26 protein-coding genes and 1 other annotated feature are annotated in these 22750 nt (G+C 46.0%); of the genes, 1 reads left to right on the top strand and 25 read right to left on the bottom strand.

Annotation, left to right across the window (positions count from 1 at the left end):
* Positions 1-319: 319 nt before the first annotated feature.
* The 18 genes from AC3WTJ_RS37180 to AC3WTJ_RS37095 all read right to left on the bottom strand — a co-directional run bounded on the left by AC3WTJ_RS37180 (position 320) and on the right by AC3WTJ_RS37095 (position 13494).
* Complete coding sequence (locus tag AC3WTJ_RS37180) at positions 320-916, bottom strand: class I SAM-dependent methyltransferase (RefSeq protein WP_492526768.1); 597 nt, start codon at positions 914-916, stop codon at positions 320-322.
* Between the two features lie 134 nt (positions 917-1050).
* Positions 1051-1416, bottom strand: a complete 366-nt coding sequence (gene rplL / locus AC3WTJ_RS37175; protein WP_127457549.1) for a 50S ribosomal protein L7/L12 — start codon at positions 1414-1416, stop codon at positions 1051-1053.
* Positions 1417-1479: 63 nt separating this feature from the next.
* The gene (gene rplJ / locus AC3WTJ_RS37170; protein WP_127457550.1) at positions 1480-1989 is read right to left on the bottom strand and encodes a 50S ribosomal protein L10; all 510 of its coding nucleotides are present in this window, start codon (positions 1987-1989) and stop codon (positions 1480-1482) included.
* 65 nt (positions 1990-2054) lie between these two features.
* Positions 2055-2208: a sequence feature (ribosomal protein L10 leader region), on the bottom strand.
* Positions 2209-2262: 54 nt separating this feature from the next.
* The gene (rplA, locus tag AC3WTJ_RS37165; RefSeq protein WP_127457551.1) at positions 2263-2955 is read right to left on the bottom strand and encodes a 50S ribosomal protein L1; all 693 of its coding nucleotides are present in this window, start codon (positions 2953-2955) and stop codon (positions 2263-2265) included.
* 115 nt (positions 2956-3070) lie between these two features.
* Positions 3071-3496, bottom strand: a complete 426-nt coding sequence (gene rplK / locus AC3WTJ_RS37160; RefSeq protein ID WP_029196472.1) for a 50S ribosomal protein L11 — start codon at positions 3494-3496, stop codon at positions 3071-3073.
* Between the two features lie 89 nt (positions 3497-3585).
* The gene (gene nusG / locus AC3WTJ_RS37155; RefSeq protein ID WP_126144113.1) at positions 3586-4119 is read right to left on the bottom strand and encodes a transcription termination/antitermination protein NusG; all 534 of its coding nucleotides are present in this window, start codon (positions 4117-4119) and stop codon (positions 3586-3588) included.
* A 24-nt stretch (positions 4120-4143) separates the two neighbouring features.
* A complete protein-coding gene (gene secE, locus AC3WTJ_RS37150) occupies positions 4144-4356 on the bottom strand; it encodes a preprotein translocase subunit SecE (RefSeq protein WP_127457552.1) in 213 nt (70 codons plus the stop codon).
* A 19-nt stretch (positions 4357-4375) separates the two neighbouring features.
* Entirely contained in the window at positions 4376-4525 is a 150-nt protein-coding gene (gene rpmG / locus AC3WTJ_RS37145) for a 50S ribosomal protein L33 (protein ID WP_079418041.1), read from the bottom strand.
* Between the two features lie 232 nt (positions 4526-4757).
* Positions 4758-5402: an RNA polymerase sporulation sigma factor SigH gene (gene sigH, locus AC3WTJ_RS37140; RefSeq protein ID WP_028557511.1), complete on the bottom strand. Its 645-nt coding sequence runs from the start codon at positions 5400-5402 to the stop codon at positions 4758-4760.
* Between the two features lie 118 nt (positions 5403-5520).
* Positions 5521-6033 (bottom strand): NYN domain-containing protein, encoded by a 513-nt coding sequence (locus AC3WTJ_RS37135; RefSeq protein WP_157326755.1) that lies wholly within the window; start codon positions 6031-6033, stop codon positions 5521-5523.
* Between the two features lie 5 nt (positions 6034-6038).
* Positions 6039-6779, bottom strand: a complete 741-nt coding sequence (gene rlmB / locus AC3WTJ_RS37130; RefSeq protein WP_127457554.1) for a 23S rRNA (guanosine(2251)-2'-O)-methyltransferase RlmB — start codon at positions 6777-6779, stop codon at positions 6039-6041.
* A gap of 54 nt (positions 6780-6833) precedes the next feature.
* Entirely contained in the window at positions 6834-7265 is a 432-nt protein-coding gene (locus AC3WTJ_RS37125) for a Mini-ribonuclease 3 (RefSeq protein WP_492526762.1), read from the bottom strand.
* Positions 7262-8662 (bottom strand): cysteine--tRNA ligase, encoded by a 1401-nt coding sequence (gene cysS, locus AC3WTJ_RS37120; RefSeq protein WP_492526760.1) that lies wholly within the window; start codon positions 8660-8662, stop codon positions 7262-7264. Before cysS ends, AC3WTJ_RS37125 begins: the two co-directional genes overlap by 4 nt.
* Complete coding sequence (gene cysE, locus AC3WTJ_RS37115) at positions 8643-9314, bottom strand: serine O-acetyltransferase (protein ID WP_157326758.1); 672 nt, start codon at positions 9312-9314, stop codon at positions 8643-8645. Before cysE ends, cysS begins: the two co-directional genes overlap by 20 nt.
* A 346-nt stretch (positions 9315-9660) precedes the next feature.
* Complete coding sequence (gltX, locus tag AC3WTJ_RS37110; RefSeq protein WP_492526757.1) at positions 9661-11115, bottom strand: glutamate--tRNA ligase; 1455 nt, start codon at positions 11113-11115, stop codon at positions 9661-9663.
* A 30-nt stretch (positions 11116-11145) separates the two neighbouring features.
* Positions 11146-11631 carry a 2-C-methyl-D-erythritol 2,4-cyclodiphosphate synthase gene (ispF, locus tag AC3WTJ_RS37105; RefSeq protein WP_157326760.1) on the bottom strand — a complete coding sequence of 162 codons (486 nt, stop codon included), beginning with the start codon at positions 11629-11631 and terminating at the stop codon, positions 11146-11148.
* Positions 11628-12329, bottom strand: a complete 702-nt coding sequence (gene ispD / locus AC3WTJ_RS37100; protein ID WP_492526755.1) for a 2-C-methyl-D-erythritol 4-phosphate cytidylyltransferase — start codon at positions 12327-12329, stop codon at positions 11628-11630. Before ispD ends, ispF begins: the two co-directional genes overlap by 4 nt.
* Before the next feature lie 97 nt (positions 12330-12426).
* Positions 12427-13494 carry a PIN/TRAM domain-containing protein gene (locus AC3WTJ_RS37095; RefSeq protein ID WP_492526753.1) on the bottom strand — a complete coding sequence of 356 codons (1068 nt, stop codon included), beginning with the start codon at positions 13492-13494 and terminating at the stop codon, positions 12427-12429.
* 156 nt (positions 13495-13650) lie between these two features.
* Here AC3WTJ_RS37095 and AC3WTJ_RS37090 point away from each other — a divergent pair, with 156 nt between their 5' ends.
* On the top strand, positions 13651-14046 hold the full coding sequence (locus AC3WTJ_RS37090) for a DUF1573 domain-containing protein (protein WP_127457569.1): 396 nt from the start codon (positions 13651-13653) through the stop codon (positions 14044-14046).
* 87 nt (positions 14047-14133) lie between these two features.
* Here the strand turns inward: AC3WTJ_RS37090 and pssA are convergent, their stop codons facing one another.
* The 7 genes from pssA to AC3WTJ_RS37055 all read right to left on the bottom strand — a co-directional run bounded on the left by pssA (position 14134) and on the right by AC3WTJ_RS37055 (position 22188).
* Positions 14134-14883, bottom strand: coding sequence for a CDP-diacylglycerol--serine O-phosphatidyltransferase (gene pssA / locus AC3WTJ_RS37085; protein ID WP_127457562.1), 750 nt, complete (start codon positions 14881-14883; stop codon positions 14134-14136).
* A gap of 86 nt (positions 14884-14969) precedes the next feature.
* Positions 14970-16049 carry a DNA integrity scanning diadenylate cyclase DisA gene (disA, locus tag AC3WTJ_RS37080; protein ID WP_407869844.1) on the bottom strand — a complete coding sequence of 360 codons (1080 nt, stop codon included), beginning with the start codon at positions 16047-16049 and terminating at the stop codon, positions 14970-14972.
* Between the two features lie 40 nt (positions 16050-16089).
* A complete protein-coding gene (radA, locus tag AC3WTJ_RS37075; protein ID WP_157326762.1) occupies positions 16090-17457 on the bottom strand; it encodes a DNA repair protein RadA in 1368 nt (455 codons plus the stop codon).
* A gap of 156 nt (positions 17458-17613) precedes the next feature.
* Positions 17614-20055 (bottom strand): ATP-dependent protease ATP-binding subunit ClpC, encoded by a 2442-nt coding sequence (clpC, locus tag AC3WTJ_RS37070; RefSeq protein ID WP_157326763.1) that lies wholly within the window; start codon positions 20053-20055, stop codon positions 17614-17616.
* Positions 20056-20114: 59 nt separating this feature from the next.
* A complete protein-coding gene (gene mcsB, locus AC3WTJ_RS37065) occupies positions 20115-21134 on the bottom strand; it encodes a protein-arginine kinase McsB (protein WP_157326770.1) in 1020 nt (339 codons plus the stop codon).
* A 66-nt stretch (positions 21135-21200) separates the two neighbouring features.
* A complete protein-coding gene (gene mcsA / locus AC3WTJ_RS37060; RefSeq protein ID WP_127457567.1) occupies positions 21201-21713 on the bottom strand; it encodes a protein-arginine kinase activator protein McsA in 513 nt (170 codons plus the stop codon).
* 13 nt (positions 21714-21726) lie between these two features.
* Entirely contained in the window at positions 21727-22188 is a 462-nt protein-coding gene (locus tag AC3WTJ_RS37055; RefSeq protein ID WP_127457568.1) for a CtsR family transcriptional regulator, read from the bottom strand.
* Between the last annotated feature and the right edge of the window lie 562 nt (positions 22189-22750).

Genomic DNA, 22750 nt, shown 5'->3' with positions numbered 1-22750 from the left:
CGTACACTCAGGACGCCTCCGTTATTGGAGCCCGTCCGAATTAAGCGACTGTATGGATGAAGATTTTTCCCTGTAATCAATAAGACTTTCCAAATATTTCTTCCCATCCTGTTAGAGTTTCCTAAAATTCAAACATTATACGTTACAAGTTCAAATTTTATTCATCCTGGAGGAAAAAAAGACTTGACATTTTTGTTAACTAAAGACATGTGTCCCATCTTAATACTGACATTTTTTAATAATACCACATATGAAATATCAAGTCAAACTAATTTCCACGATTGTCAGATAAGACTTCCATTTACAAAATAATGGGGCCTTACTTTGTTGCCTTGAGTATTTTGTACCCTTTGTCCTTGGACACTTCAACAACTTCGCTGTAGATAGACTCAAGTTTCTTCATAGCTGAAGGCGCGCCTTGTTTTTTCTGAATGACAACCCATATCGATCCACCGTCAACCAAACAATCATAGGCATCTGTAAAAATGCGATGCACAACTTCCTTCCCGGCACGAATCGGAGGATTGGTGAGCACGACGTCAAAACGCTGATCTTTCACCTGCTCCAGAAGATCGCTCTGTAGGATCGACACGTTCGTAATTCCATTGCGCCGCGCATTTTCAGTACTTAGCTCAATAGCCCGTTCATTAATGTCGACCATTGTCACATGCCCCTTCGGACACATCACCGCTGCCGATAAACCAATCGGACCATAACCGCAACCGACATCAAGTACTTTCGCATCCTCTTTCAACTGCATCGTTTCAATCAAGTGCTTACTTCCATAATCCACACCTTTTTTCGAAAAAACGCCAGCATCCGTCAGGAATGTGTACTTTCTGCCACGCAGTTCCTCTTGCGCTACATTGACATCATGCTTAACTGTAGGACGCTGCGTATAATAATGCTCTGACACGTTAAGATTCCCTCCTCATTTTTACCAATAGGAAAATCAAATAACTGCGAGCGTTCCTAAGGCTTTCCTAAGGGTAAAAGCTTAGGTAAAAAAACCTCTTGAAGGCAAGCTTCAAGAGGTTTCCTGAAAAGAAATTACTTAACTTCTACAGATGCGCCAGCTTCTGTAAGCTTAGCTTTAACAGCTTCTGCTTCTTCGGAGCTTACTTTTTCTTTTACTGGTTTTGGAGCGCCGTCAACTAGGTCTTTCGCTTCTTTCAGGCCAAGACCTGTGATTTCGCGAACTACTTTAATTACGTTAATTTTGGAAGCACCAGCGCTAGTCAAGATAACATCAAACTCAGTTTGAGCTTCTTCAACTGCTACTGCTGCGCCACCGCCAGCTGCTACTGGAGCTGCTGCTGTTACGCCAAACTCTTCTTCAATTGCTTTAACCAGGTCGTTCAATTCCAAGATTGTCATGCCTTTGATTGCTTCTAGGATCGTTGCATTTGTGCTCATGGTTAAACCTCCATTATCATTAATAAATTAGTTTGTTGTTGTAAAACACTTCGTACACTGAAATTAAGCTTGACCTTCAGCTTCTTTTTTCTCAGCAACTGCTTTAACAGCAAGTGCAAAGTTACGAACAGGAGCTTGAAGAACGCTAAGCAACATGGAGAGAAGACCATCTCTGGATGGAAGTTCAGCAAGTGCTTTAATTTGATCGTATCCAACTACGCGGCCTTCGACCACGCCACCTTTTACGCTCAATTGATCATTCTTTTTCGCAAATTCAGTCAAGATTTTCGCTGGAGCAACTAGATCGTCTTTGCTGAAAGCAATGGCAGTAGGACCTGTTAGGTACTCATCCAATTCACTTAGTTCAGCATTTGCCGATGCGCGTCTAGCCAACGAGTTCTTGAGAACTACGAATTCAATACCAGCTTCGCGCAGGGTTTTACGCAGCTGAGTTACTTGAGCTACGTTCAAACCGCGGTAGTCAGCGATGATTGTAGAAGCACTAGCTTTGAACTTTTCAGTTACTTCAGCTACAGCTTGTTGTTTCTCTGCAAGAATTTTCGCGTTTGCCATAGTACACCTCACTTCTTATGCATTTATGATTCAATATCACAAACTGTAGGAGCATCAGCATTCCTTATAACAATAAGAAATGCCTTCGTAGACGCTACGAAGGCATGATGTGTTCACTTTTTCCCTGATGTACAAAGAAATCGCTATATATATCATAACACCTCGGTAGGAAATTAAGCACAAGGCACCTACTGTCTACGGTTTGCATATTCATTTTTATGACCTTTGATAGAGTATCACGCCCAGCTACCGAAGTCAACTGGAAGCTATTACTTATCTGAAGGAGCTTACGTTTACTCTAACACTTGGTCCCATTGTGGAGGATACAGCAATGTTTTTCAGGTAAACACCTTTAGCAGCTGCTGGTTTCGCTCTTACAAGCGCATCAACCAATGCTTTGAAGTTTTCGTTCAACTTGTCTGCATCGAAAGATACTTTACCAAGTGGAGCATGAATTTGTCCTGCTTTGTCAAGACGGTACTCGATTTTACCAGCTTTGATCTCCTGTACAGCTTTGGTAACGTCGAAAGTAACTGTTCCTGCTTTAGGGTTTGGCATTAAACCTTTACCCCCGAGGATACGACCCAGTTTACCAACTTCGCTCATCATGTCTGGAGTAGCTACGCAAACGTCGAATTCGAACCAACCTTGTTGAATTTTGTTGATCATGTCAGCATCACCAACAAAATCTGCACCAGCTGCTTCAGCTTCTTTCGCTTTCTCGCCTTTAGCAAATACAAGTACACGTTTCGTTTTACCAGTACCGTGTGGAAGTACTACAACACCACGAACAGCCTGATCTTGTTTTCTTGGGTCTACACCCAGACGAACTGCAACATCTACAGTTTCATCAAATTTAGCAGGAGCTGTTTTCTTAACAAGCTCGATTGCTTCTGACGGATCGTACAAAGTTTCAGCATTTACAAGCTGAGATACTTCGCGGTATTTCTTACCGTGTTTAGGCATAATGTATATCCTCCTTAGTGGTATTAGCGGATAATCCTCCCACCGAGCGACCTCAAAGTTTTCCAAGAAAACTTCTACGTAAACCGCGGTTTACACAGCCGCATTCCTTGCGGAATTAATCTTCGATAGTGATTCCCATGCTGCGAGCTGTACCTTCAACCATACGCATAGCAGCCTCAACGGATGCAGCATTCAGGTCAGGCATTTTTTGTTCTGCGATTTCACGAACTTTTGCACGTTTCACAGTTGCAACTTTCTTTTTGTTTGGTTCACCGGATCCTTTTTCGATACCAGCAACGACGCGAAGAAGAACTGCAGCCGGAGGCGTTTTAGTGATGAATGTAAAGGAACGATCCTCGAATACTGTGATCTCAACCGGAATGATAAGGCCTACTTGATCAGCAGTACGAGCGTTAAACTCTTTACAGAAAGCCATGATGTTCACACCTGCTTGACCCAATGCTGGACCGATCGGTGGTGCTGGATTTGCTTTCGCAGCTTGAACTTGAAGCTTCACGATTTTAATAACCTTTTTTGCCATGATAGACACCTCCTGTTTATAATATAGATCCCACTAACGAAGGTCTATCCCGAGGAATAGACCTGGCAGAAACCCTTGGTTGTCTTGTGTTATAGCTTTTCCACTTGGTCGAAATCGAGCTCAAGCGGGGTTTCCCTACCAAACATGTTGACATGCACCTTAAGTTTACCCTTGTCAGCCACAATTTCCTCAACAGATCCGACAAAGTTTGCGAAAGGTCCCACCTTGACGCGTACGGTCTCTTTGAGTTCGAAGTCGATCTTCGCCTTCGGCTCTTCCATTCCCATATGCTTCAAAATAGATTCAACTTCCTCAGGTAATAATGCAGTCGGTTTAGAGCCGGATCCCGTAGAGCCTACGAATCCGGTAACTCCTGGCGTATTACGAACTACGTACCAAGAATCGTCCGTCTGAATCATTTCTACGAGAACATACCCTGGATAAACTTTACGCATGACGACTTTTTTCTTGCCGTCTTTATTCACCAGTTCCTCTTCCATAGGCACAAGCACACGGAAGATCTTGTCCGTCATTTCCATGGATTCAACACGTTTCTCCAGGTTGGCTTTCACTTTGTTCTCATACCCTGAATAGGTATGTACGACGTACCATCTTTTTTCCATGAATAAATTCACCTATAGTCCTGTTTATTTAAAAACAAGGCGCAGCAACTCAGAAATTCCAAGATCCAGCACAAAAAAATAAATAGCAACAAAAGCTACAGTACCCAACACAACAAGCGTATAGGTAATCATCTCTTTGCGACTTGGCCACTTGACCTTTTTGAGTTCTGTCCAACTGTCGGTGAAGAAGGAAAAAGTGGATCCGAAGCTTTGTCTCATTCTAGCCAAGAACCCCACAAACTACACCTCCAAAGAACTACCTAGTCTCGCGATGAGCAGTATGTTCATTGCAAAATTTGCAATATTTCTTCAACTCAATACGGTCGGGATTGTTGCGCTTATTTTTAGTGGATGCATAGTTTCTTTGTTTGCAATTTGTGCACGCTAATGTGATGATGACCCGCATGATGTACACCTCCTACAGACACGTTCTAATTAAAGCCCTTCGAAGCGCGTCAAAAAGAAAGCGACTTTTAGGGCTACCTGAAATACTTTATCACAACCAGTTACAGAGTGTCAAGGCAGAAGTCTCACAATTGCAAGAGTAATATCAGTATAGACGCTCCGGTATGATAATAAACCTCGTACAAATAAAAGGCCCGCGCTGCCAAGACCAAGCAAGGCAGCGCGGGCACATTCTACAAATCTCTAACTTCCAAATAGCGTTCAAGCTTGCGTTTCACACGTTGAAGAGCATTGTCAATCGACTTGACATGACGATCCAGGTCTACCGCAATTTCTTGGTAAGATCTCCCATCGAGATAGAGCATAAGAACCCTACGCTCCAAGTCACTCAATATCTCTCCCATTTTATCTTCAAGTCCCGTAAATTCTTCTTGATTAATCACAAGCTCCTCAGGATCTGTGACCCTGGAACCGCTGATGACGTCAAGCAGCGTACGATCAGAATCTTCATCATAGATAGGCTTGTCCAGTGACACGTAGGAATTAAGAGGAATGTGCTTCTGACGTGTTGCTGTCTTAATCGCCGTGATGATCTGTCGGGTAATGCACAGTTCAGCAAAGGCTTTAAAAGAAGCAAGCTTGTCTCCTCGGAAGTCGCGGATAGATTTATATAAACCTATCATTCCTTCCTGCACAATATCTTCTCGGTCTGCACCTATCAAAAAATAAGAACGTGCTTTGGCACGCACGAAATTCTTATATTTGTTGATAAGATATTCCAACGCTTCGCTACTGCCTTCACGGACTGCCTCGACAATGTCTTCATCTGGCTTGAGGTCATAATCATACATTCTCAGTTCTTTGAGGTCGACACTCACCAACAATCCCTCCGGCCTGCAGGACTACCCAGATTCACATTAAAAGTTTAGGTTAAGTATACATGATGAAATCTCACACCGTCAACGGGGACCCCCACCATTTCTAGCATTTGGAGGATTACTCCCCTCTTCGCCAGCGTTCGAACTGCGCCTTTAACTCGTTGCTCAATTTGCCTTCAAACGGATTGCGTTTCGCTGTCGTCTCCGGTTGAATGCGATCTCGAACTTCTTTGCGATTCTGTTTGATTTTGATGAGAAGTTCACCAGCCGGCAATCGAAGAGCTCCTTTACCGAAAATAACATGCTGCTCAATCATATCGGAGGTGGCCACATAGATTTGCTTACGTCTTCCCATCAGATTCGTAACCAATCGTTCGATCCGTTCATCCGCGGTTTCCTTCTCTTTGGTGTAGAGGACGTTCAACTTGCTCTGTACATACTTCTTCCCAAGTCCAGGTACCATGTAAGCATCAAAAACCAGGTATACCTTCATACCTGAGTACGATTGGTATTCAGCCAACATATGAATTAACTTATCGCGGGCCCCTTCCAAGTCGGTATCCTTCAGCTTATTCAGTTCAGGCCATGCCCCTATGATATTGTAGCCGTCTACGATTAGAAACTCTTCCATCTGCTTTAACTCTTAGTTCGTTGGCGAACCACTTCATACATCAATACACCCGCGGCTACAGAGGCATTCAGAGAGTTCACGTGTCCCGCCATCGGTAGCTTAACCAGGAAGTCACATCTCTCTTTAATCAGCCTTCCAACACCTTTACCTTCATTGCCGATGACAAGAGCTATGGGCATACTGAAATTCGCTTTATATACATCTTGTGCTGCCGTCACATCTGTTCCCGCGACCCAAACTCCTTGCTCTTTGAGTTGTTCGATGGTCTGCGAGATATTCGTTACTCGAGCAACAGGAACATACTCTACCGCTCCCGCAGATGTCTTGGAAACCGTTGCTGTTAGCCCTACAGAGCGTCTTTTGGGAATAATGACACCATGAACTCCCGTGCAATCCGCTGTTCGCAGGATCGAACCCAGGTTGTGCGGGTCTTCAATTTCATCAAGAATAAGGATAAAAGGATCCTGGCCAAGCGCTTTGGCTTTAGCAAGAATATCCTCTACTTCTACGTATTCATAGGCTGCTACTTGCGCTATAACCCCTTGGTGCTGAAGCCCTTCTACCATTTGATCAAGCTTACGCTTATCTGTAAATTGTACAAGAATCCCTAAATTTTTGGCCTCCGCTACAATCGGGCCTGCGAATTGCTTCTGTGCATTCTCAGCAATCCAAATTTTGTTAATTGTTCGACCGGCACGGATCGCCTCCATTACGGAGTGCTTCCCGCCAATATATTCCTCATCCATCTCTTGCTTCCTCCTAAAAATTCCTCGTTTAACATAACTTACATCCGCAATGGACTAAGCTTTATTCTTGTGAGCCAGAACAAAATCCAATATTTCCTTCAACCGCTCAAAAGATTGCTTGTAATACAAGTATCCAATTAAGCACTCAAACGCGGTGCTGTGCCGGTATTCAAGCACATCCGCGTTCTTGGCTGTCGTTCCTGATTTGGCATTGCGTCCGCGCTTTACCATGTCAATTTCTTCTTCCGTCAGCATCGGCATCAGCGCATCCAACACCTTGGATTGCGCCTTAGCCGATACATAGCCGGTGGCTGCTTTGTGCAAATGATTAGGCCGATGGTTTCCGCCAGAAATCACATATTGCCGAATATAGACCTCATAGACCGCATCCCCAATATAGGCAAGCACAAGAGGATTCAGCAAATGAGGACTCTTGGACGGCGGAAAAACGAACAGATTCGTAGCATCAGTAAAAGTCTCACTCATTTGCGGCGCCAACGAATTCCCTGCGGTGTATCCTCAAGGAATATTCCTTTCTCTGTGAGCAGATCGCGGATTTCATCCGCACGCGCCCAGTTCTTCGACTTCCTCGCTTCCGTCCGGTCGACAATCAGCTGCTCAATCTCTTCGTCCAACAATTCGTCAGCCTTTTTCGACAAAATTCCCAACGTTTGATCAAAAACTTGCAGCTGATCCAAGAACAATTGCAAAGCGGCAGCATTCACCCGCTCCTGCTGCAAGTACAGGTTCGCTTCTGCAACGAGATCGAACACCGCCGTGATCGCATCCGGGGTATTGAAGTCGTCGTTCATCTTCTCGACGAACTGAGCGGCGATTGCTGCTACACGCTCCGTAAGAGCAGCTTCGATCTCGCCTGTTACTGAAGCTGTGGCCTGACGATGCTTCAGGTTATCATTTGCATTTTGAATGCGCTCCAACGCATTGGCCGCTTGCTTGAGACTCTCATCGCTGAAGTTCAGCGGATTGCGGTAGTGAGCGGATAACATAAAGAAACGGAAAACTTCCGGTTTGATTTGTTTCACAAGATCGCGGATGAGAATGCCATTCCCCAGCGATTTGGACATTTTTTCGTTATCAATGTTAAGAAAGGCATTGTGCAACCAGTAATTGGCCATTGGATGGCCAGTCACCGCTTCGGTTTGCGCGATTTCGCACTCATGATGCGGGAACGTCAGATCTTGACCGCCGCCGTGAATATCAATCGTTTCACCCAGATATTTGCGCACCATAGCGGAGCACTCAATGTGCCAGCCCGGACGGCCTTGGCCCCAAGGGCTATCCCAATAGATCTCTCCCGGTTTCGCCGCTTTCCAAAGAACAAAATCCTGCGGATTCTCTTTGCGGTCATCCACTTCAATGCGAATGCCGTATTGGAGTTCTTCCAGATTTTGATGTGAAAGCTTGCCGTATTCGGCGAATTTCGTCGTCCGGTAATAAACGTCGCCGCGGGCTTCGTAGGCGTAGCCTTTTTCAACCAAAGCAGCGATGAATTCAATGATTTCCTGAATATTGTCCGTTACACGGGGATTCAAAGTAGCCTCATGCACCCCAAGAGTTTGGATATCCTCCAAGAAGGCGGCAATAAAAGTTTCAGCCAGCTCCGGAACGGTAACAGCCATTTCCTCAGCTTTACGAATCATTTTATCATCCACATCGGTAAAGTTTGTAATATAAGTGACTTCATAGTTCTGAGACTCTAAAAAGCGGCGTACGACATCAAAGAAAATAACCGGTCTGCCATTTCCGATATGGATATAATTGTATACGGTCGGGCCGCAGACATACATCTTTACCTTACCTGGTTCTAAAGGTACAAACTCTTCCTTCTTGCGTGTTAACGTATTATACATTCTGAGCGTCATGTTCTCTCGCTCCTCCATTCTTAACCCGTTCTAGTTCTAGCTGTCTTCGCAATTCATTAATTTGCTGCTGCATTTCCTGGAATATATCAATAATGGGATCCGGCAAATTGCCATGGTCCAACCGGTTCACACGTACACCATCCCGCTTCACAAGCTTAGCCGGCATCGTTACAACGGTACTGTTCGAAGGAACCTCTTGAATAACCACCGCATTGGAGCCAATCCGTGAATTCTCGCCAACAAGGAAGGAGCCCAAAATCTTGGCACCCGAACCAATAACTACATTATTGCCAATAGTCGGGTGTCTCTTACCTTTCTCTTTCCCTGTTCCCCCCAGTGTGACCCCTTGATACAAGATAACATCGTCGCCAATCTCACAGGTTTCCCCAATGACGACACCCATCCCATGGTCAATAAACAATCTTTGCCCAATCGTAGCACCTGGATGAATCTCGATGCCTGTCATGAAACGGCTCCACTGGGAAACAACACGGGCAATCGTGAACATCTTTCTTTTATAAAACCAATGACCGACTCGATGTGCCCATATGGCGTGAAGGCCAGAGTAAGTAAACACAACCTCAAACCAGCTGCGTGCAGCCGGGTCGTTATCGAATACGGCGGAAATATCAGATTTGATCGTTCGCCACATGCTCTCACCTTCTTTTGTAGGAAATCATACTCCTGCGTATAATAAAAAGCCCCCGCAGCCGTATGGCTGCAGAGGCGTGATTAATCGCGGTTCCACTCTGCTTGGTGACTCGGAAGTCTCCCAACTCAAAAACCCGTAACGTGGGCATTTCGGCTGCGCCTACCCTACTCTGGATCCGAGTATTCGGCGCGGCAGCTCCCAGGTGCATTTCCGGTTAAAGGGAATGGATAACTCACAGCCAAAGCCTGACGGCTTCGATTATCCTCTCTGATAAATCCCTAAATAATCGTACTCTCCTGATCATTGCATTCCTTATTGAACTAAGTATAGCGAAAAGAACCCTCTATTACAACAAGTTCCGTAGACGCGAAGCGACTTTTTCTTTTCCAAGCAGGTAAAGCGACACATTGAGGTCAGGTCCATGCACTTGTCCTGTCAGCGCAGAACGGATCGACATAAACAATTGCTTCCCTTTATAGCCCGTATCCTTCTGAACTTGCTTCAACAAGGTAGGGATCGCCTCTACCGTGAATGACTCAGCTTGCTCGACTTGCCCCAAGAAGCTAGTCAATACAACAGGCACATGCTCTTCTTTCAAAACTGCTGCCGCTTCCTCGTCGATAACCAGCTCTTCCTTGAAGAAGATGCCCGACAGTTCGACAATTTCCGCCGCGAAGCGCATTCTCTCTTGATTGAGGCCGACTAGAGCCGTCACCCACGCCTGGCCCGCTTCATCCAATTGCGGCTCGATGTATCCGGCCTTTTGCAGGTGGGGTACACACAGCTCAACAACACGCGAGAGCGGAGCTTTTTTCAAATAGGTGTTGTTCATCCAGTTCAATTTATCCATATCAAACACAGCTGGACTTTTCGACACACGGTCGAGGTCAAACTGGGCGATCAATTCTTCCTTCGTAAACATTTCTTCTTCGCCGCCAGGAGACCATCCCAGCAGAGCGATAAAGTTCACAACGGCTTCCGGTAAATAACCTAACTCCCGATACTGCTCGATGAACTGGATAATGGACTCATCCCGTTTGCTCATCTTCTTCCGGTCCTGGTTAAGAATCAGCGCCAAGTGCGCAAACTCCGGAACAGGCATACCGAGAGCTTCGTACATCAGAATTTGTCTAGGCGTATTGGACAGATGCTCTTCCCCGCGAATAACCAAATTGATTTTCATCATGTGGTCATCTACGATAACAGCAAAGTTATACGTCGGAATCCCGTCAGGACGCGCGATAATAAAATCGCCGATGCCATTGGATTCAAACTCAACATGCTCGCGAACCTTGTCTTCGAAACCGATGATGCGGTCTGCCGGCACAAGAAACCGCGTCGAAGGCTTGCGGCCTTCCGCTTCAAATACGCCAATTTGCTCAGGCGTCAAGTGACGGCACTTCCCGGAGTAACCGCCCATCTCGCCGCGTGCTTCCTGCTCTGCCCGCTCCTGCTCTAGATCGGCTTCCGAACAGTAGCAAGGATACGCATGGCCGCTTTGAAGAAGCTGGTTAAGGTGGGTTTGATAAATATCAAGTCTTTCCATCTGGCGATAAGGACCGTATGGCCCCCCGATATCCACGCTCTCATCCCACTCTAATCCAAGCCATCTTAGACCATTCAATTGATCCTCGATGCCGGATTCTTTATGACGGGTTTGATCCGTATCTTCAAACCGCACAACGAATGCTCCGCCATGGCGACGCGCCAATAAATAATCAAAAAGTGCTGTACGAGCACCGCCTATATGTAAATGTCCCGTTGGACTTGGTGCATAGCGCACACGTAAAGGTTGGTTCATGACTATACCCTCTCTCCCCAATAATACCTGCTATTCTAGCACATCTCGAATTAAACAAACAACCGATTGCGCCGCAATCCCTTCGCCTCGGCCCGTGAAGCCTAGCTGCTCCGTCGTAGTAGCTTTCACATTGACTTGCTCCGGCTTCGCTTCTAGGGCATCGGCAATAATTTCAACCATTTGCGGGATGTACGGTGCCATCTTCGGCTTCTGGGCAATAATCGTGGAATCTGTGTTCCCCAGACGATATCCTCTATCTTTAGCAAGCTGCCACACGTGTTTCAAAAGGACCAGACTGTCCGCATCTTTGAATTCCGCCGCCGTATCCGGGAAGTGCTTCCCGATATCTCCTAAGCCCAGAGCTCCTAGAATCGCATCGCTGACCGCGTGCAAGAGCACATCCGCATCGGAGTGGCCGAGCAGCCCCTTTTCATAAGGAATCGTTACGCCTCCAATAATGCATTTACGGCCTTCCACCAACTGATGAACATCAAATCCTTGTCCTACACGAATCATTGTTGCTCTCCCCTTACGTTCTGTAGTATCCATTCTGCCCATGGCAAATCTTCCGGTGTCGTTATCTTGATATTGTAATAGTCCCCTTCAACAACATGCACCGTTGTTCCTATACGCTCTACCAGCATAGCATCGTCTGTCCCTAGGAAGCCCTCCTGAAGTGCACGCTGGTGCGCCTCCTGTAAAAGAGAAAGCCGAAAAGCTTGCGGGGTTTGGATGGCCCACAAGCTTCGTCTATCCGGTGTAGATTGTATTCGCTTTTCAGAATCTACGATTTTGATCGTATCCTTCACGGGTACCGCCAGCACAGCTGCGTCCTGTTCTTTCGCCTTTGACAGACAATCGAACACGTGTTCTTCTTTGACGAAAGGACGAACACCGTCATGTACGAGTACCCAAGCGGTATCCTGTTCAAGGGCTTCAAGACCCCGTCTAACGGAGTCCTGACGCTCCGCCCCGCCTGCCAGCACATGAGTGACCTTGGAAAGCGCATAGCTCTGCACATAGCCTGTACAGCGCTCTACGTCATTTCCGCCTACAACTAAAATGATTTCATTCACTTCATGTATGTTTTGAAATAATTGCAACGTATGTACCAGAATTGGCTTCTGTCCCAGTTGTAAATATTGTTTGCTTTCCGCCGTTCCCATGCGCGAGCCCTTGCCCGCCGCCACGAGGATAACCCCTAGCTTCCCCATAAGTCCTAAGCCCTCCAACTCCACCTGAGCGCTTTCTATTCGAAAGCTTTCCTAACAACTAGTAAGTGTTATGTTACATCTCCCTATCATACTGTTTTTATTGAGCTTTTTCCAATAATTTCGGTTTCGCGAAAATCATGCGGCCCGCCGATGTTTGCAGCACACTAGTCACCATTACTTCGAGCGTCATGCCAATGAATTCACGACCGCCTTCCACGACAATCATCGTGCCATCATCCAGATAAGCGACACCTTGTCCATGCTCTTTGCCATCTTTAATGACTTGAACAATAATTTCTTCACCAGGCAGAACAACAGGCTTCACGGCATTCGCCAAATCGTTGATATTCAGCACGGAAACACCTTGCAATTCACAGACTTTATTCAGGTTAAAATCGTTCGTGATCACTTTGCCTTGCAGCACCTTCGCCAGACGAACCAACTTGCTGTCTACTTCGGAGATCTCTTCGAAATCGCCTTCATAAATCAGCACCTTCACTTCGAGTTCCTTTTGAATTTTGTTTAAAATATCAAGTCCCCGCCGCCCGCGATTGCGCTTGAGCAAGTCTGATGAGTCCGCAATATGCTGCAGCTCTTCAAGAACAAACTCCGGTATAACGAGGGTTCCTTCGATGAAACCTGTTTTGCAAATATCCGCAATGCGCCCGTCAATAATGACACTTGTATCGAGAATCTTATGTTCCTCGTAAGGACGGTGTGTCTGCTTCTCTGGAGCGACTACCCGGCTCATCGCAATAATCTGAACCAGCTCTTCCCGCTTGCTGTAACCGATGCGAAACCCCATAACTGCTAGAACCCCCGAGACGACGAAGGGTAGAATAGGGCTTGCCCACTTCACCTGATCGAGTATAGGGAACACCAATACCGAAATAAGCAGTCCAATAACTAGTCCTAACGTACCTGAGAGCAGATCGGACACAGGAATGTCCGCAACGTTTCTTTCCCCTTTGACAAGCAGCTTCATCCCCTTGCCTGCCACCCATGCTGAAAGAATGAACATAACTACCGCGCATAAACTATTGATGACTATTGCTTTTCCTGACTCATTCATGAAACCTGTCGTTCGAAGGATGGCGTCACTCCAGCCAAATCCTAAACTAGCACCCATGATGGCCAAAATGAACTGTACCCATTTCCTCATCATAGATTCACCCCCTGCATCAACATATTAATAAAGCTACATTACAATTATGTTCCAATTTATCCATCGTTAATCACTTCTTCAGATGTAAAATTGAAATATTAAGGGCCTTCCATTATAATGGAATTGGAAGTTACCAACACACCCGAGGTGGATGGAATGAGCTCCTTGACTTTAAAGCAGTTTCAAGATCAAGTATCCGAATTATTGCTCCGTCACCGAAGTCTGCTTGATGTCTTATCCAAATTTCAACAGTCCGGTGCAGCTGCTAACCGTTCCGTGGTGAAATCCATTACAGAATGTGGATGTATTCAGGTCAACGCAGCGAAGCAAGAGTACCATCCAGAGATGACTTTGAATGAGGCTAAGGATGTGCTGGGCACTCATGTATCCGGTCACCTGTGTGAACAATGCATCGAGGTTGTCAGTAGTGAATTGGGCAGGAACTTGTTCTATATGTCCGCACTAAGCAACATCCTTGATGTTAACCTGGAACAAGTCGTTGAGAATGAATCCAAGAAATGCACAACACTAGGACTCTTCAACATGTCATGAACATGAAGATGAACAAACAAAAAAGCATTTATTTTCTCTGAGATCATCAGAAGAAAATAAATGCTTTTTATTTTTGCTAGTTGCCGATTAAACGTCGGACTTAACGGAATTTGAATCATCTACACCGCGGCGTTTGTTCTTTCTGCGGATTCGGATGAAAAAGCCATCAACGTTTTTTTTTAAGCCATAAAGCGCGTACAACAAGAGCGGTACGAAGATCATTTTGGAAATGGACTCAGGCCATTTGATTGCAATCAGGACAGCTACGGCAACGATAACAGGTGTAATCCAGATGGCCGCTTTAGGAATACCCGCTTTCTTGAAGTTCGGGTACTTCACAGTACTTACCATCAAGTATGACAACATGATCGTACTTACCAAAAGCACGTAGACGTTAATTTCATTAACGAACAACGCTAATGTACAAAGCACACCGCCAGCAGCCGGAATCGGCAAACCGATGAAATAACCAGGTGTACCAGCAACAACGTTGAAACGAGCCAAACGAAGCGCTCCACAAATGGGGAAGATCGCCGTGACGATCCAGGCAAATGCCGGACTGATCACACTCGGATCATTAAAAGCGACTACATACATGATAAAAGCTGGTGCTACACCGAAAGAAATAACGTCGGACAGCGAGTCTAGCTCTTTACCAAATTCACTTTGTGCATTCAATGCCCTTGCTACACGGCCGTCAAGACCATCAAGCAGCATGGCAACGATGACAAGTACAGCTGCGACTCCATGCTCACCACTGAAAGCAAGAATAATCGACAGAACACCTAGGAATAAGTTCCCTACTGTAAAAAGACTGGGAATTGATTTCGTTAACATATGTTTTTGTCCACCTCTGGATTTACTATGCCCTAAACTTGACTTTATAAAACCTCAACATTAGATACTTTATGATTGTATCCACTTTAAATATGTCTGTCAATGAACACTTGTTCTTGAATTCTTTTGAGGCCCTCTTTAATAGCGCGCGCCCTCACTTCACCGATTCCATCAACTTCATCCAGTTCTTCAATCGTTGCCATCATCATGTGCGGCAGGTAGCCAAACTTCTCTACAAGATTCGCAATAATGATCGAGGGAAGCCGCGGTATTTTCCCAAGAACCCTGAATCCACGCGGGGAAACCGGCTCTTCAACTATTGAATTCGTATGCGGATAGCCGAGTAATCGAATGATTTGGTGCGGTTCCAGCAACTCATCCGAAGATAACCGTTTCAAACCAGCTTGCATTTCTTTGACTCGGTCTTCAGATAATTCCCTTACATAATCTTTTACGAGCAAACGCGCTTCAAGTTCCGCATTGCCAACAAGTTCTTCCAATTGCATGCTAATTAAGCGGCCTTCATTCCCCAACTCGTTAATATAGCGATTGATTTCCGCCTTGATGCGCAGCACCATTTCAAATCGTGCAATGACATTGGTGACATCGTGCAGCGTAACCAGCTCTTCAAACTCCGACGCACTCAGGTTCGTCAGCGATTGATCCAAAACCACTTTGTACCGTTCCAACGTTTGGATGGCTTGATTAGCTTTCGTTAGGATAACGCCTATATCTTTGAGCGCATAGCGCAAGTTTCCTTGATAAAGGGTGATGACATTACGTCGTTGCGAGATCGAAACAACCAGCTTATTGGTTTGCTTCGCAACACGTTCAGCAGTCCGATGACGGATTCCAGTCTCCGACGAAGAAATGGAGGAATCCGGGATTAATTGCGTATTTGCATAGAGAATACGTTTGATATCTTCGCTGAGGATGATCGCTCCATCCATTTTGGCAAGCTCATATAAATAATTGGGTGAAAAATCACAATCGATTGAAAAGCCGCCGTCGACAATTTCTCTTACTTCCGCGCTATATCCAACAACAATAAGTCCGCCCGTTTTGGCGCGTAATACATTCTCCAAACCGTCGCGGAACGATGTGCCAGGGGCTACCATTTGCAGCAATTGGCTCATGACGTCTCGCTTTATCTCTTCTTTACTCATAGTTTCCTCCTGAAGGCTTGCAGGTTGAATGATTCAAGAGCTAATCCAGTGCCGCTTTCAATGCTTCCGACACCGTGTTCACCCCAATAATCTCCATACCGGGCGGATGCGTCCACCCCTTCAAACTTTTCTCTGGCATAATGACTCTGCGGAATCCTAGTTTCTCCGCTTCCTTCACCCGCTGATCAATCCGCGACACACCACGGACTTCACCGGTCAACCCGATCTCACCGAACACGACATCAAAAGGTCTCGTTGCATGATCCCGGAAGCTGGATGCGATACTAATCGCAATGGCTAAATCAACGGCAGGCTCATCAAGCTTGACGCCGCCAGCCACGTTCAGGTAAGCATCCTGATTCTGCAAGAACATGCCCATGCGTTTCTCTAAAACGGCGATGATCAAAGAAAGTCGGTTGTGATCGACACCAGTCGCCATCCTTCTTGGGGATGGGAAATTCGTCGAAGAAACCAACGCCTGAATCTCTACCAAAACCGGACGCGTTCCTTCCATACTCGCAACCACGGTGGAACCGGCAACACCGAGCGGTCTCTCGGACAAGAACAGTTCAGAGGGGTTGCTCACTTCGACAAGTCCTACTTCCTGCATCTCAAAAATCCCGATCTCATTCGTAGACCCGAACCGATTCTTGACTGCACGGAGCACGCGGTAGGAATGGTGACGCTCTCCTTCGAAATAAAGAACACAATCAACCATGTGCTCCAGCATCCTAGGTCCCGCAATGGCGCCTTCCTTCGTCACATGGCCGACAAGGACCGTTGCAATCCCTTTCCCCTTAGCTATTCTCATAAAGTGACCCGTGCATTCCCGAACTTGCGAAACGGTGCCCGGGGCCGATGTGATAGCAGGGTGGAAGACAGTCTGGATAGAGTCAATCACCAGGAAATCGGGTTCAATTTCTTGAATGGCTTCTTCAATAAGCTCAAGGTTCGTTTCACAAAGAACATACAGCAGAGGAGATGAGGCATTCAAGCGATCCGCACGAAGCTTCGTCTGTTTAACGGACTCTTCCCCCGATATATAAAGCACCTTCTGATGTGCTTGCGTCAGCTCGAAAGAAGTTTGGAGCAGTAACGTTGATTTCCCGATTCCCGGATCCCCACCTACGAGAATTAAAGATCCAGGCACAATACCTCCGCCTAAGACGCGATTCAATTCCTTGTTGCTGGTCACAACCCTAGGCTCCGGGCTACTTTCTATATGTATGATGGGGGTAGGTTTTTCTTTCGTGCGAGGGGCAGAAGAATTCATCCCCTTTGTACGTACGACCGTTTCAACTTCTTCCACCATCGTATTCCAAGACTGGCAACCTGGGCATTTGCCCATCCATTTTGGCGATTCATACCCGCATTCTTGACAGCAAAATTTCGTCTTCTGTTTACTCATGACGTAAGTGACTCCTTAGATCTTTAAATTCATTATTTGGCTATCCTTACCAATAAAGTTTACCATTTTTACGAAGTCCATGAAAGGTCATCTGAAAATAAAAAGCATTTTGCCACACCCAGGAACGGATGCAGCAAAATGCTTCTTTGCTTGCTTTTATTTAGCTGCTACGCCTTCGCCCTTCCGGACAACCAGCTCGCCTTCACTCTCATCAATCGTTAAGGAGTCGCCCTTCGCGATATTGCCTCTGAGAAGCTCCTCAGACAGACGGTCCTCAATATGCTTCTGGATTGCTCTGCGAAGCGGTCTTGCCCCGTAAGTCGGATCGTATCCTTCTTTAGCCAGGAAGGCTTTGGCTTTGTCTGTCAACAAGAAGTCCACCTCTTGTTCTTTCAGGCGTTTGCGAAGATCATCCGCCATCAGAGAAACGATTTCAGCGATATGTTTCTCATCCAAGGAGTGGAAGACGATGATTTCGTCAATCCGGTTAAGGAACTCAGGACGGAAACTTTTCTTAAGCTCGCCCATCACTTTATCTTTCATGTTGCTGTAGTCTTTACCAGCATCAAGAGCAGCAGTAAAGCCTAGTGAAGAGTTTTTCTTAATCATATCCGCGCCTACGTTGGACGTCATGATGATCAGTGTATTGCGGAAATCGACTGTACGTCCTTTGGAATCCGTCAGACGGCCATCTTCCAGCACTTGCAGAAGAATATTGAAAACTTCCGGATGTGCTTTCTCGATCTCATCGAGCAAGACAACCGAGTACGGTTTGCGGCGAACTTTCTCCGTCAATTGGCCGCCTTCTTCATAGCCAACATACCCTGGAGGCGCTCCGACCAAACGAGAAGTCGAGTGTTTCTCCATGTATTCCGACATGTCGATCCGAACTACCGCGTTGTCGTCTCCAAATAGAGACTCAGCTAATGCACGAGCTAACTCGGTTTTACCCACACCCGTAGGTCCCAAGAAGATGAAGGAGCCCATTGGACGCTTCGGATCTTTGAGGCCTGCTCTAGCACGGCGAATCGCGCGGCTGACGGCTTTTACCGCTTCTTCCTGTCCGATAACACGCTCATGGAGAATGTCTTCCATTTTGAGCAGACGATCTGTTTCTTCTTCCGCCAGCTTGCTCACAGGAATTCCTGTCCAGCTTGCTACGATTTGAGCGATATCATCCGGCGTTACTTCTGTATCCAAACGACCTTGTTTTTCTTTCCAGTCGTTTTTCGTTGTATCCAGCTCTTCACGAAGCTTCTGTTCGGTGTCGCGAAGCCCAGCTGCTTTCTCGAACTCCTGGCTTTGAACCGCGGCATCTTTCTCCTTGCGGATATCCTCCAGCTTGTTCTCCAGCTGTTTCAATGAAGGCGGTATAGTGTAGGAGCGAAGTCTTACTTTGGAACTAGCCTCATCAATCAAGTCAATCGCTTTGTCCGGCAAGAAACGATCCGTGATATAGCGATCAGAGAGCTTAACAGCCTCTTGAATAGCGGCATCCGTAATTTTCACACGGTGGTGAGCTTCGTAGCGGTCACGCAGTCCGTAGAGAATTTGGATAGCTTCCTCTGGGGACGGCTGATCCACTGTGATTGGTTGGAAGCGGCGCTCCAGAGCGGCATCCTTTTCGATGTATTTGCGGTACTCATCCAGCGTCGTAGCACCGATGCACTGCAGCTCGCCTCTCGCCAGAGCCGGCTTCAAAATGTTGGAGGCATCAATCGCACCTTCCGCACCACCAGCGCCGATCAAAGTGTGAAGCTCATCGATGAAGAGCACGATGTTACCTGCTTGACGAATTTCGTCCATGATTTTTTTGAGGCGATCCTCAAATTCACCACGATATTTGGTGCCTGCTACCACAGATCCCATATCGAGTGTCATTACTCTTTTATCCTTCAACGTTTCCGGGATTTCGTTATTAATGATTTTCTGAGCGAGGCCTTCAGCAATTGCCGTTTTACCAACCCCTGGCTCACCTATCAACACCGGATTATTTTTTGTTCTACGGCTCAATACTTGAATCACGCGTTCGATTTCTTTGCTACGTCCGATAACGGGATCCAAATGACCTTCTTTGGCGTAGGCGGTCAGATCTCTCGCTAAACCATCCAATGTAGGTGTATTCACATTCTGAGTGTTGCCGTGGCTTGGAGACACAGTCTCGCTGCTGCCTAGCAATTGAAGAACTTGCTGACGAGCCTTGTTCAAAGAAACGCCTAGATTGTTAAGGACTCTGGCAGCAACGCCTTCGCCTTCACGAATTAGCCCCAGTAAAATATGTTCAGTCCCCACATACGTGTGACCTAATTTTCTTGCCTCATCCATGGACAACTCAATGACTTTTTTCGCTCTAGGTGTATACGCAATGTTGGTAGGCTGCTCTTGTCCTCTGCCGATTAGGGATTCGACTTCATCTTGAATTTTTTCAAGACCTAAGCCCAAAGCAACCAGTGCTTTCGCGGCAATACCTTCCCCTTCACGAATAAGACCCAACAAAATGTGCTCAGTACCAATATTGTTATGCCCTAAGCGAACTGCTTCCTCTTGAGCCAAAGAAAGCACCTTTTGCGCACGTTCTGTAAATCTGCCAAACATCATAGAGAACACCTCCAAAAGTAGTATATCTATGGAAAACCTAAAGGATGAATCTTAACTGACTATATCCTGCCGAATTTCTCTCGAATCAGCTCGGCCCGGCGCATATCGCGCTCATCGGCATTCAGCTTCTCGCCAGCGAATTGCTGTAGAAAGCCAGGTTGTGTCATAACCAGCAGTTCATTCAAAACATTAGAAGAAACATTATTGATAATCCCCAAGTCTATGCCTAATCGCACGTCCGACAGGCGCTGCGCAGCCTCCTTAGAGTCCATAATTCCTGCATAAGACAAAATACCAAGCGAGCGGTTCACGCGATCAATGATACGCATTCTAGACTCTTGCATCAGCTTATGCCTTGCAGCACGCTCATGCTCAATAATTTGCCTTGCGACACTGTGTAAATTATCAATAATCTCGTCTTCGGATTGACCTAGTGTAATCTGATTCGAAATTTGGAACAGATTACCTAATGCTTCGCTGCCTTCCCCATATAATCCTCTAACCGTCAATCCAACTTGTGTAACAGCGGATAAAATCCGATTGATTTGTTGGCTGAGCACCAGAGCGGGCAAATGCATCATTACCGAAGCGCGAATGCCGGTTCCGACGTTCGTAGGGCAGCTTGTAAGGTAGCCCCTCTTTTCATCATAGCCGTAATCCAGCTGGGTTTCAAAAATATCATCAATCTGGTTCGCCAAGTCCCAAACTTCTTTGATTTGGAAGCCTGGGCACAAACATTGTATGCGAAGATGATCCTCTTCATTGATCATAATGCTGATGGATTCATTTTCGCTTAAAATAACAGCACCATTTCTGGATTCGTTAGCTAAGTTAGGGCTAATTAAATGCTTCTCAACAAGTACCATTCGCTCAAGCTCGTTAAGGTCAGACAGCGGAATAAGCGAAAAATTACTGATCGTCTCCAGCTCATCATTCTCCAGCACGCCGGACAACTGATCAAGTACTTCTTGTGATTGTTGATTGGTAGCTAGCATCGGGTAAGGGTAGTCTCTGAGGTTACGTGCAATGCGGATTCGACTGCTGATGACGATATCCGACTCCGGTCCCTCTCCCTTCATCCATTCGCTCAATGCATCTCCTGTAAACCGCTGTAGTGTCACTGGATTCACACCTTCCTTACAAAATCACAATCCGGCAATTTTCTTCTCTATCTCGCGAATTTGGTCCCTGATCTTCGCCGCTTGTTCGAATTCTTCTGCTTCAATGCAGGTCATCATATCCTTCTTCAGCGTATCAATTTCCCGCTTGCATTGGATAATGCCACCGCTTCGTTTGGGGACTTTCCCCACATGTACGGTGTTCCCGTGCACTCTTTTGAACAGAGGATCTAACTTTTCCGAAAAGCTCTGATAACAGGATCCGCATCCAAAACGGCCTAATTTACTAAACTGCGAGTACGTTAACCCACAATTCTCACAACGGATCGCTTGGGACTTCGCGGCGGATAAAGAAGATGGGTCGAAATCAAGTAATCCTGATAAAAGATTATGAATCGAAAACCCGCCAGATGTACCAGGAATCATTTCACCCTTCTCGCGGGCGCAATTCTCACAAATGTGGAACTCGTTCTTGTCTCCATTCACAATCTTCGTAAAATGAAGAGTCGCCGGTCGTTTCCCGCATTCCTGACAAATCATTTCAAATGCCTCCTCATCTGCTAAGCAAGGATATCAGCATCGCTTTAAGGATTCTAGCTCGAATTTCATCGCGCAGCGGGAGCTTGAAGGTCAACACATCTCTGGATATCGCTGCCCGAATCAAATTGGCTTCTCGTGTTGAAATATAGTGGCCCTCCAGCAGCTGGTAAATGAGTCCTTCAGAAGCGACTTGATCTATGTGTGTATGAATCGTTCGAAAGATATGATCCAATATCGATCCATGGCTCTTAAGCTCAATCTTCTGGATACGAATGTACCCGCCACCGCCACGCTTACTCTCCACGAGGTAACCCTTTTCCAGCGTAAACCTTGTGCTAATCACGTAATTGATTTGGGAAGGCACACACTGGAATTGATCGGCCAGATCGTTTCGTTGAATCTCGATGGCTCCTTCAGAGCTTTGTTGAAGGACATGCTTTAAATACTGCTCAATAATTTCTGATACGTTACGCATCAATTCATCCTCCCAGACTGCTAGAAGTAAATTGACTTTGATTGACTTTGACTTTCTTTGACCTTAACTAGATTATAATCATTTCCTTTCTTTTTGACAAGTGCTGCCGTTAAACATTGGCCGTATATAAGAAAACTGAGCATTTTCACAGCTTACTCTCAGTATTTACAAAAAAACCCCTGCTTAACGTCAGGGACTGTTCCTTTTTTTGGGGAGTAGGAGTGATGGGCTACGTTTCGCTATTTCTGGAAAAATCAAGAAATTCTCAGATTAAAGAAATCTACGATCCGTTATTTTATTTATTTTAGCTAAAAATCTGCCTTTTTAGGTCAAATAAGTCCCCGTAGTTCCACTCAAGATCTCAAAAGTCACAAATCCAATCAATTAATGGCCTATACTTCCCTTATGACACTTTTCGAGAATCTTACCTTAGAATTGTCGTAAGAGATGCAAAAAAGCCTTTCTGAGATCTCTCTCAAAAAGGCTTTTCTTCTGTGCTTGGCAACGTTCTACTCTCCCAGAACCCTGCGGTTCAAGTACCATCGACGCTGGAGGGCTTAAC

Source organism: Paenibacillus sp. FW101-FHT12H11 (assembly GCF_058790355.1).
The sequence above is the reverse complement of the archived record's forward strand: the minus strand, read 5'-3'. Positions and strand labels throughout refer to the sequence as shown.

What these genes read in the sequence shown, in the direction of transcription:
- rplL (WP_127457549.1), bottom strand. Translation starts at nt 1,416, where the DNA reads ATGAGCACAAATGCAACGATCCTAGAAGCAATCAAAGGCATGACAATC.
- rplJ (WP_127457550.1), bottom strand. Translation starts at nt 1,989, where the DNA reads ATGGCAAACGCGAAAATTCTTGCAGAGAAACAACAAGCTGTAGCTGAA.
- rplA (WP_127457551.1), bottom strand. Translation starts at nt 2,955, where the DNA reads ATGCCTAAACACGGTAAGAAATACCGCGAAGTATCTCAGCTTGTAAAT.
- rplK (WP_029196472.1), bottom strand. Translation starts at nt 3,496, where the DNA reads ATGGCAAAAAAGGTTATTAAAATCGTGAAGCTTCAAGTTCAAGCTGCG.
- nusG (WP_126144113.1), bottom strand. Translation starts at nt 4,119, where the DNA reads ATGGAAAAAAGATGGTACGTCGTACATACCTATTCAGGGTATGAGAAC.
- rpmG (WP_079418041.1), bottom strand. Translation starts at nt 4,525, where the DNA reads ATGCGGGTCATCATCACATTAGCGTGCACAAATTGCAAACAAAGAAAC.
- AC3WTJ_RS37135 (WP_157326755.1), bottom strand. Translation starts at nt 6,033, where the DNA reads ATGGAAGAGTTTCTAATCGTAGACGGCTACAATATCATAGGGGCATGG.
- rlmB (WP_127457554.1), bottom strand. Translation starts at nt 6,779, where the DNA reads ATGGATGAGGAATATATTGGCGGGAAGCACTCCGTAATGGAGGCGATC.
- AC3WTJ_RS37125 (WP_492526762.1), bottom strand. Translation starts at nt 7,265, where the DNA reads ATGAGTGAGACTTTTACTGATGCTACGAATCTGTTCGTTTTTCCGCCG.
- cysS (WP_492526760.1), bottom strand. Translation starts at nt 8,662, where the DNA reads ATGACGCTCAGAATGTATAATACGTTAACACGCAAGAAGGAAGAGTTT.
- cysE (WP_157326758.1), bottom strand. Translation starts at nt 9,314, where the DNA reads ATGTGGCGAACGATCAAATCTGATATTTCCGCCGTATTCGATAACGAC.
- gltX (WP_492526757.1), bottom strand. Translation starts at nt 11,115, where the DNA reads ATGAACCAACCTTTACGTGTGCGCTATGCACCAAGTCCAACGGGACAT.
- ispF (WP_157326760.1), bottom strand. Translation starts at nt 11,631, where the DNA reads ATGATTCGTGTAGGACAAGGATTTGATGTTCATCAGTTGGTGGAAGGC.
- ispD (WP_492526755.1), bottom strand. Translation starts at nt 12,329, where the DNA reads ATGGGGAAGCTAGGGGTTATCCTCGTGGCGGCGGGCAAGGGCTCGCGC.
- AC3WTJ_RS37095 (WP_492526753.1), bottom strand. Translation starts at nt 13,494, where the DNA reads ATGATGAGGAAATGGGTACAGTTCATTTTGGCCATCATGGGTGCTAGT.
- AC3WTJ_RS37090 (WP_127457569.1), top strand. Translation starts at nt 13,651, where the DNA reads ATGAGCTCCTTGACTTTAAAGCAGTTTCAAGATCAAGTATCCGAATTA.
- pssA (WP_127457562.1), bottom strand. Translation starts at nt 14,883, where the DNA reads ATGTTAACGAAATCAATTCCCAGTCTTTTTACAGTAGGGAACTTATTC.
- disA (WP_407869844.1), bottom strand. Translation starts at nt 16,049, where the DNA reads ATGAGTAAAGAAGAGATAAAGCGAGACGTCATGAGCCAATTGCTGCAA.
- radA (WP_157326762.1), bottom strand. Translation starts at nt 17,457, where the DNA reads ATGAGTAAACAGAAGACGAAATTTTGCTGTCAAGAATGCGGGTATGAA.
- clpC (WP_157326763.1), bottom strand. Translation starts at nt 20,055, where the DNA reads ATGATGTTTGGCAGATTTACAGAACGTGCGCAAAAGGTGCTTTCTTTG.
- mcsB (WP_157326770.1), bottom strand. Translation starts at nt 21,134, where the DNA reads ATGAAGGGAGAGGGACCGGAGTCGGATATCGTCATCAGCAGTCGAATC.
- mcsA (WP_127457567.1), bottom strand. Translation starts at nt 21,713, where the DNA reads ATGATTTGTCAGGAATGCGGGAAACGACCGGCGACTCTTCATTTTACG.
- AC3WTJ_RS37055 (WP_127457568.1), bottom strand. Translation starts at nt 22,188, where the DNA reads ATGCGTAACGTATCAGAAATTATTGAGCAGTATTTAAAGCATGTCCTT.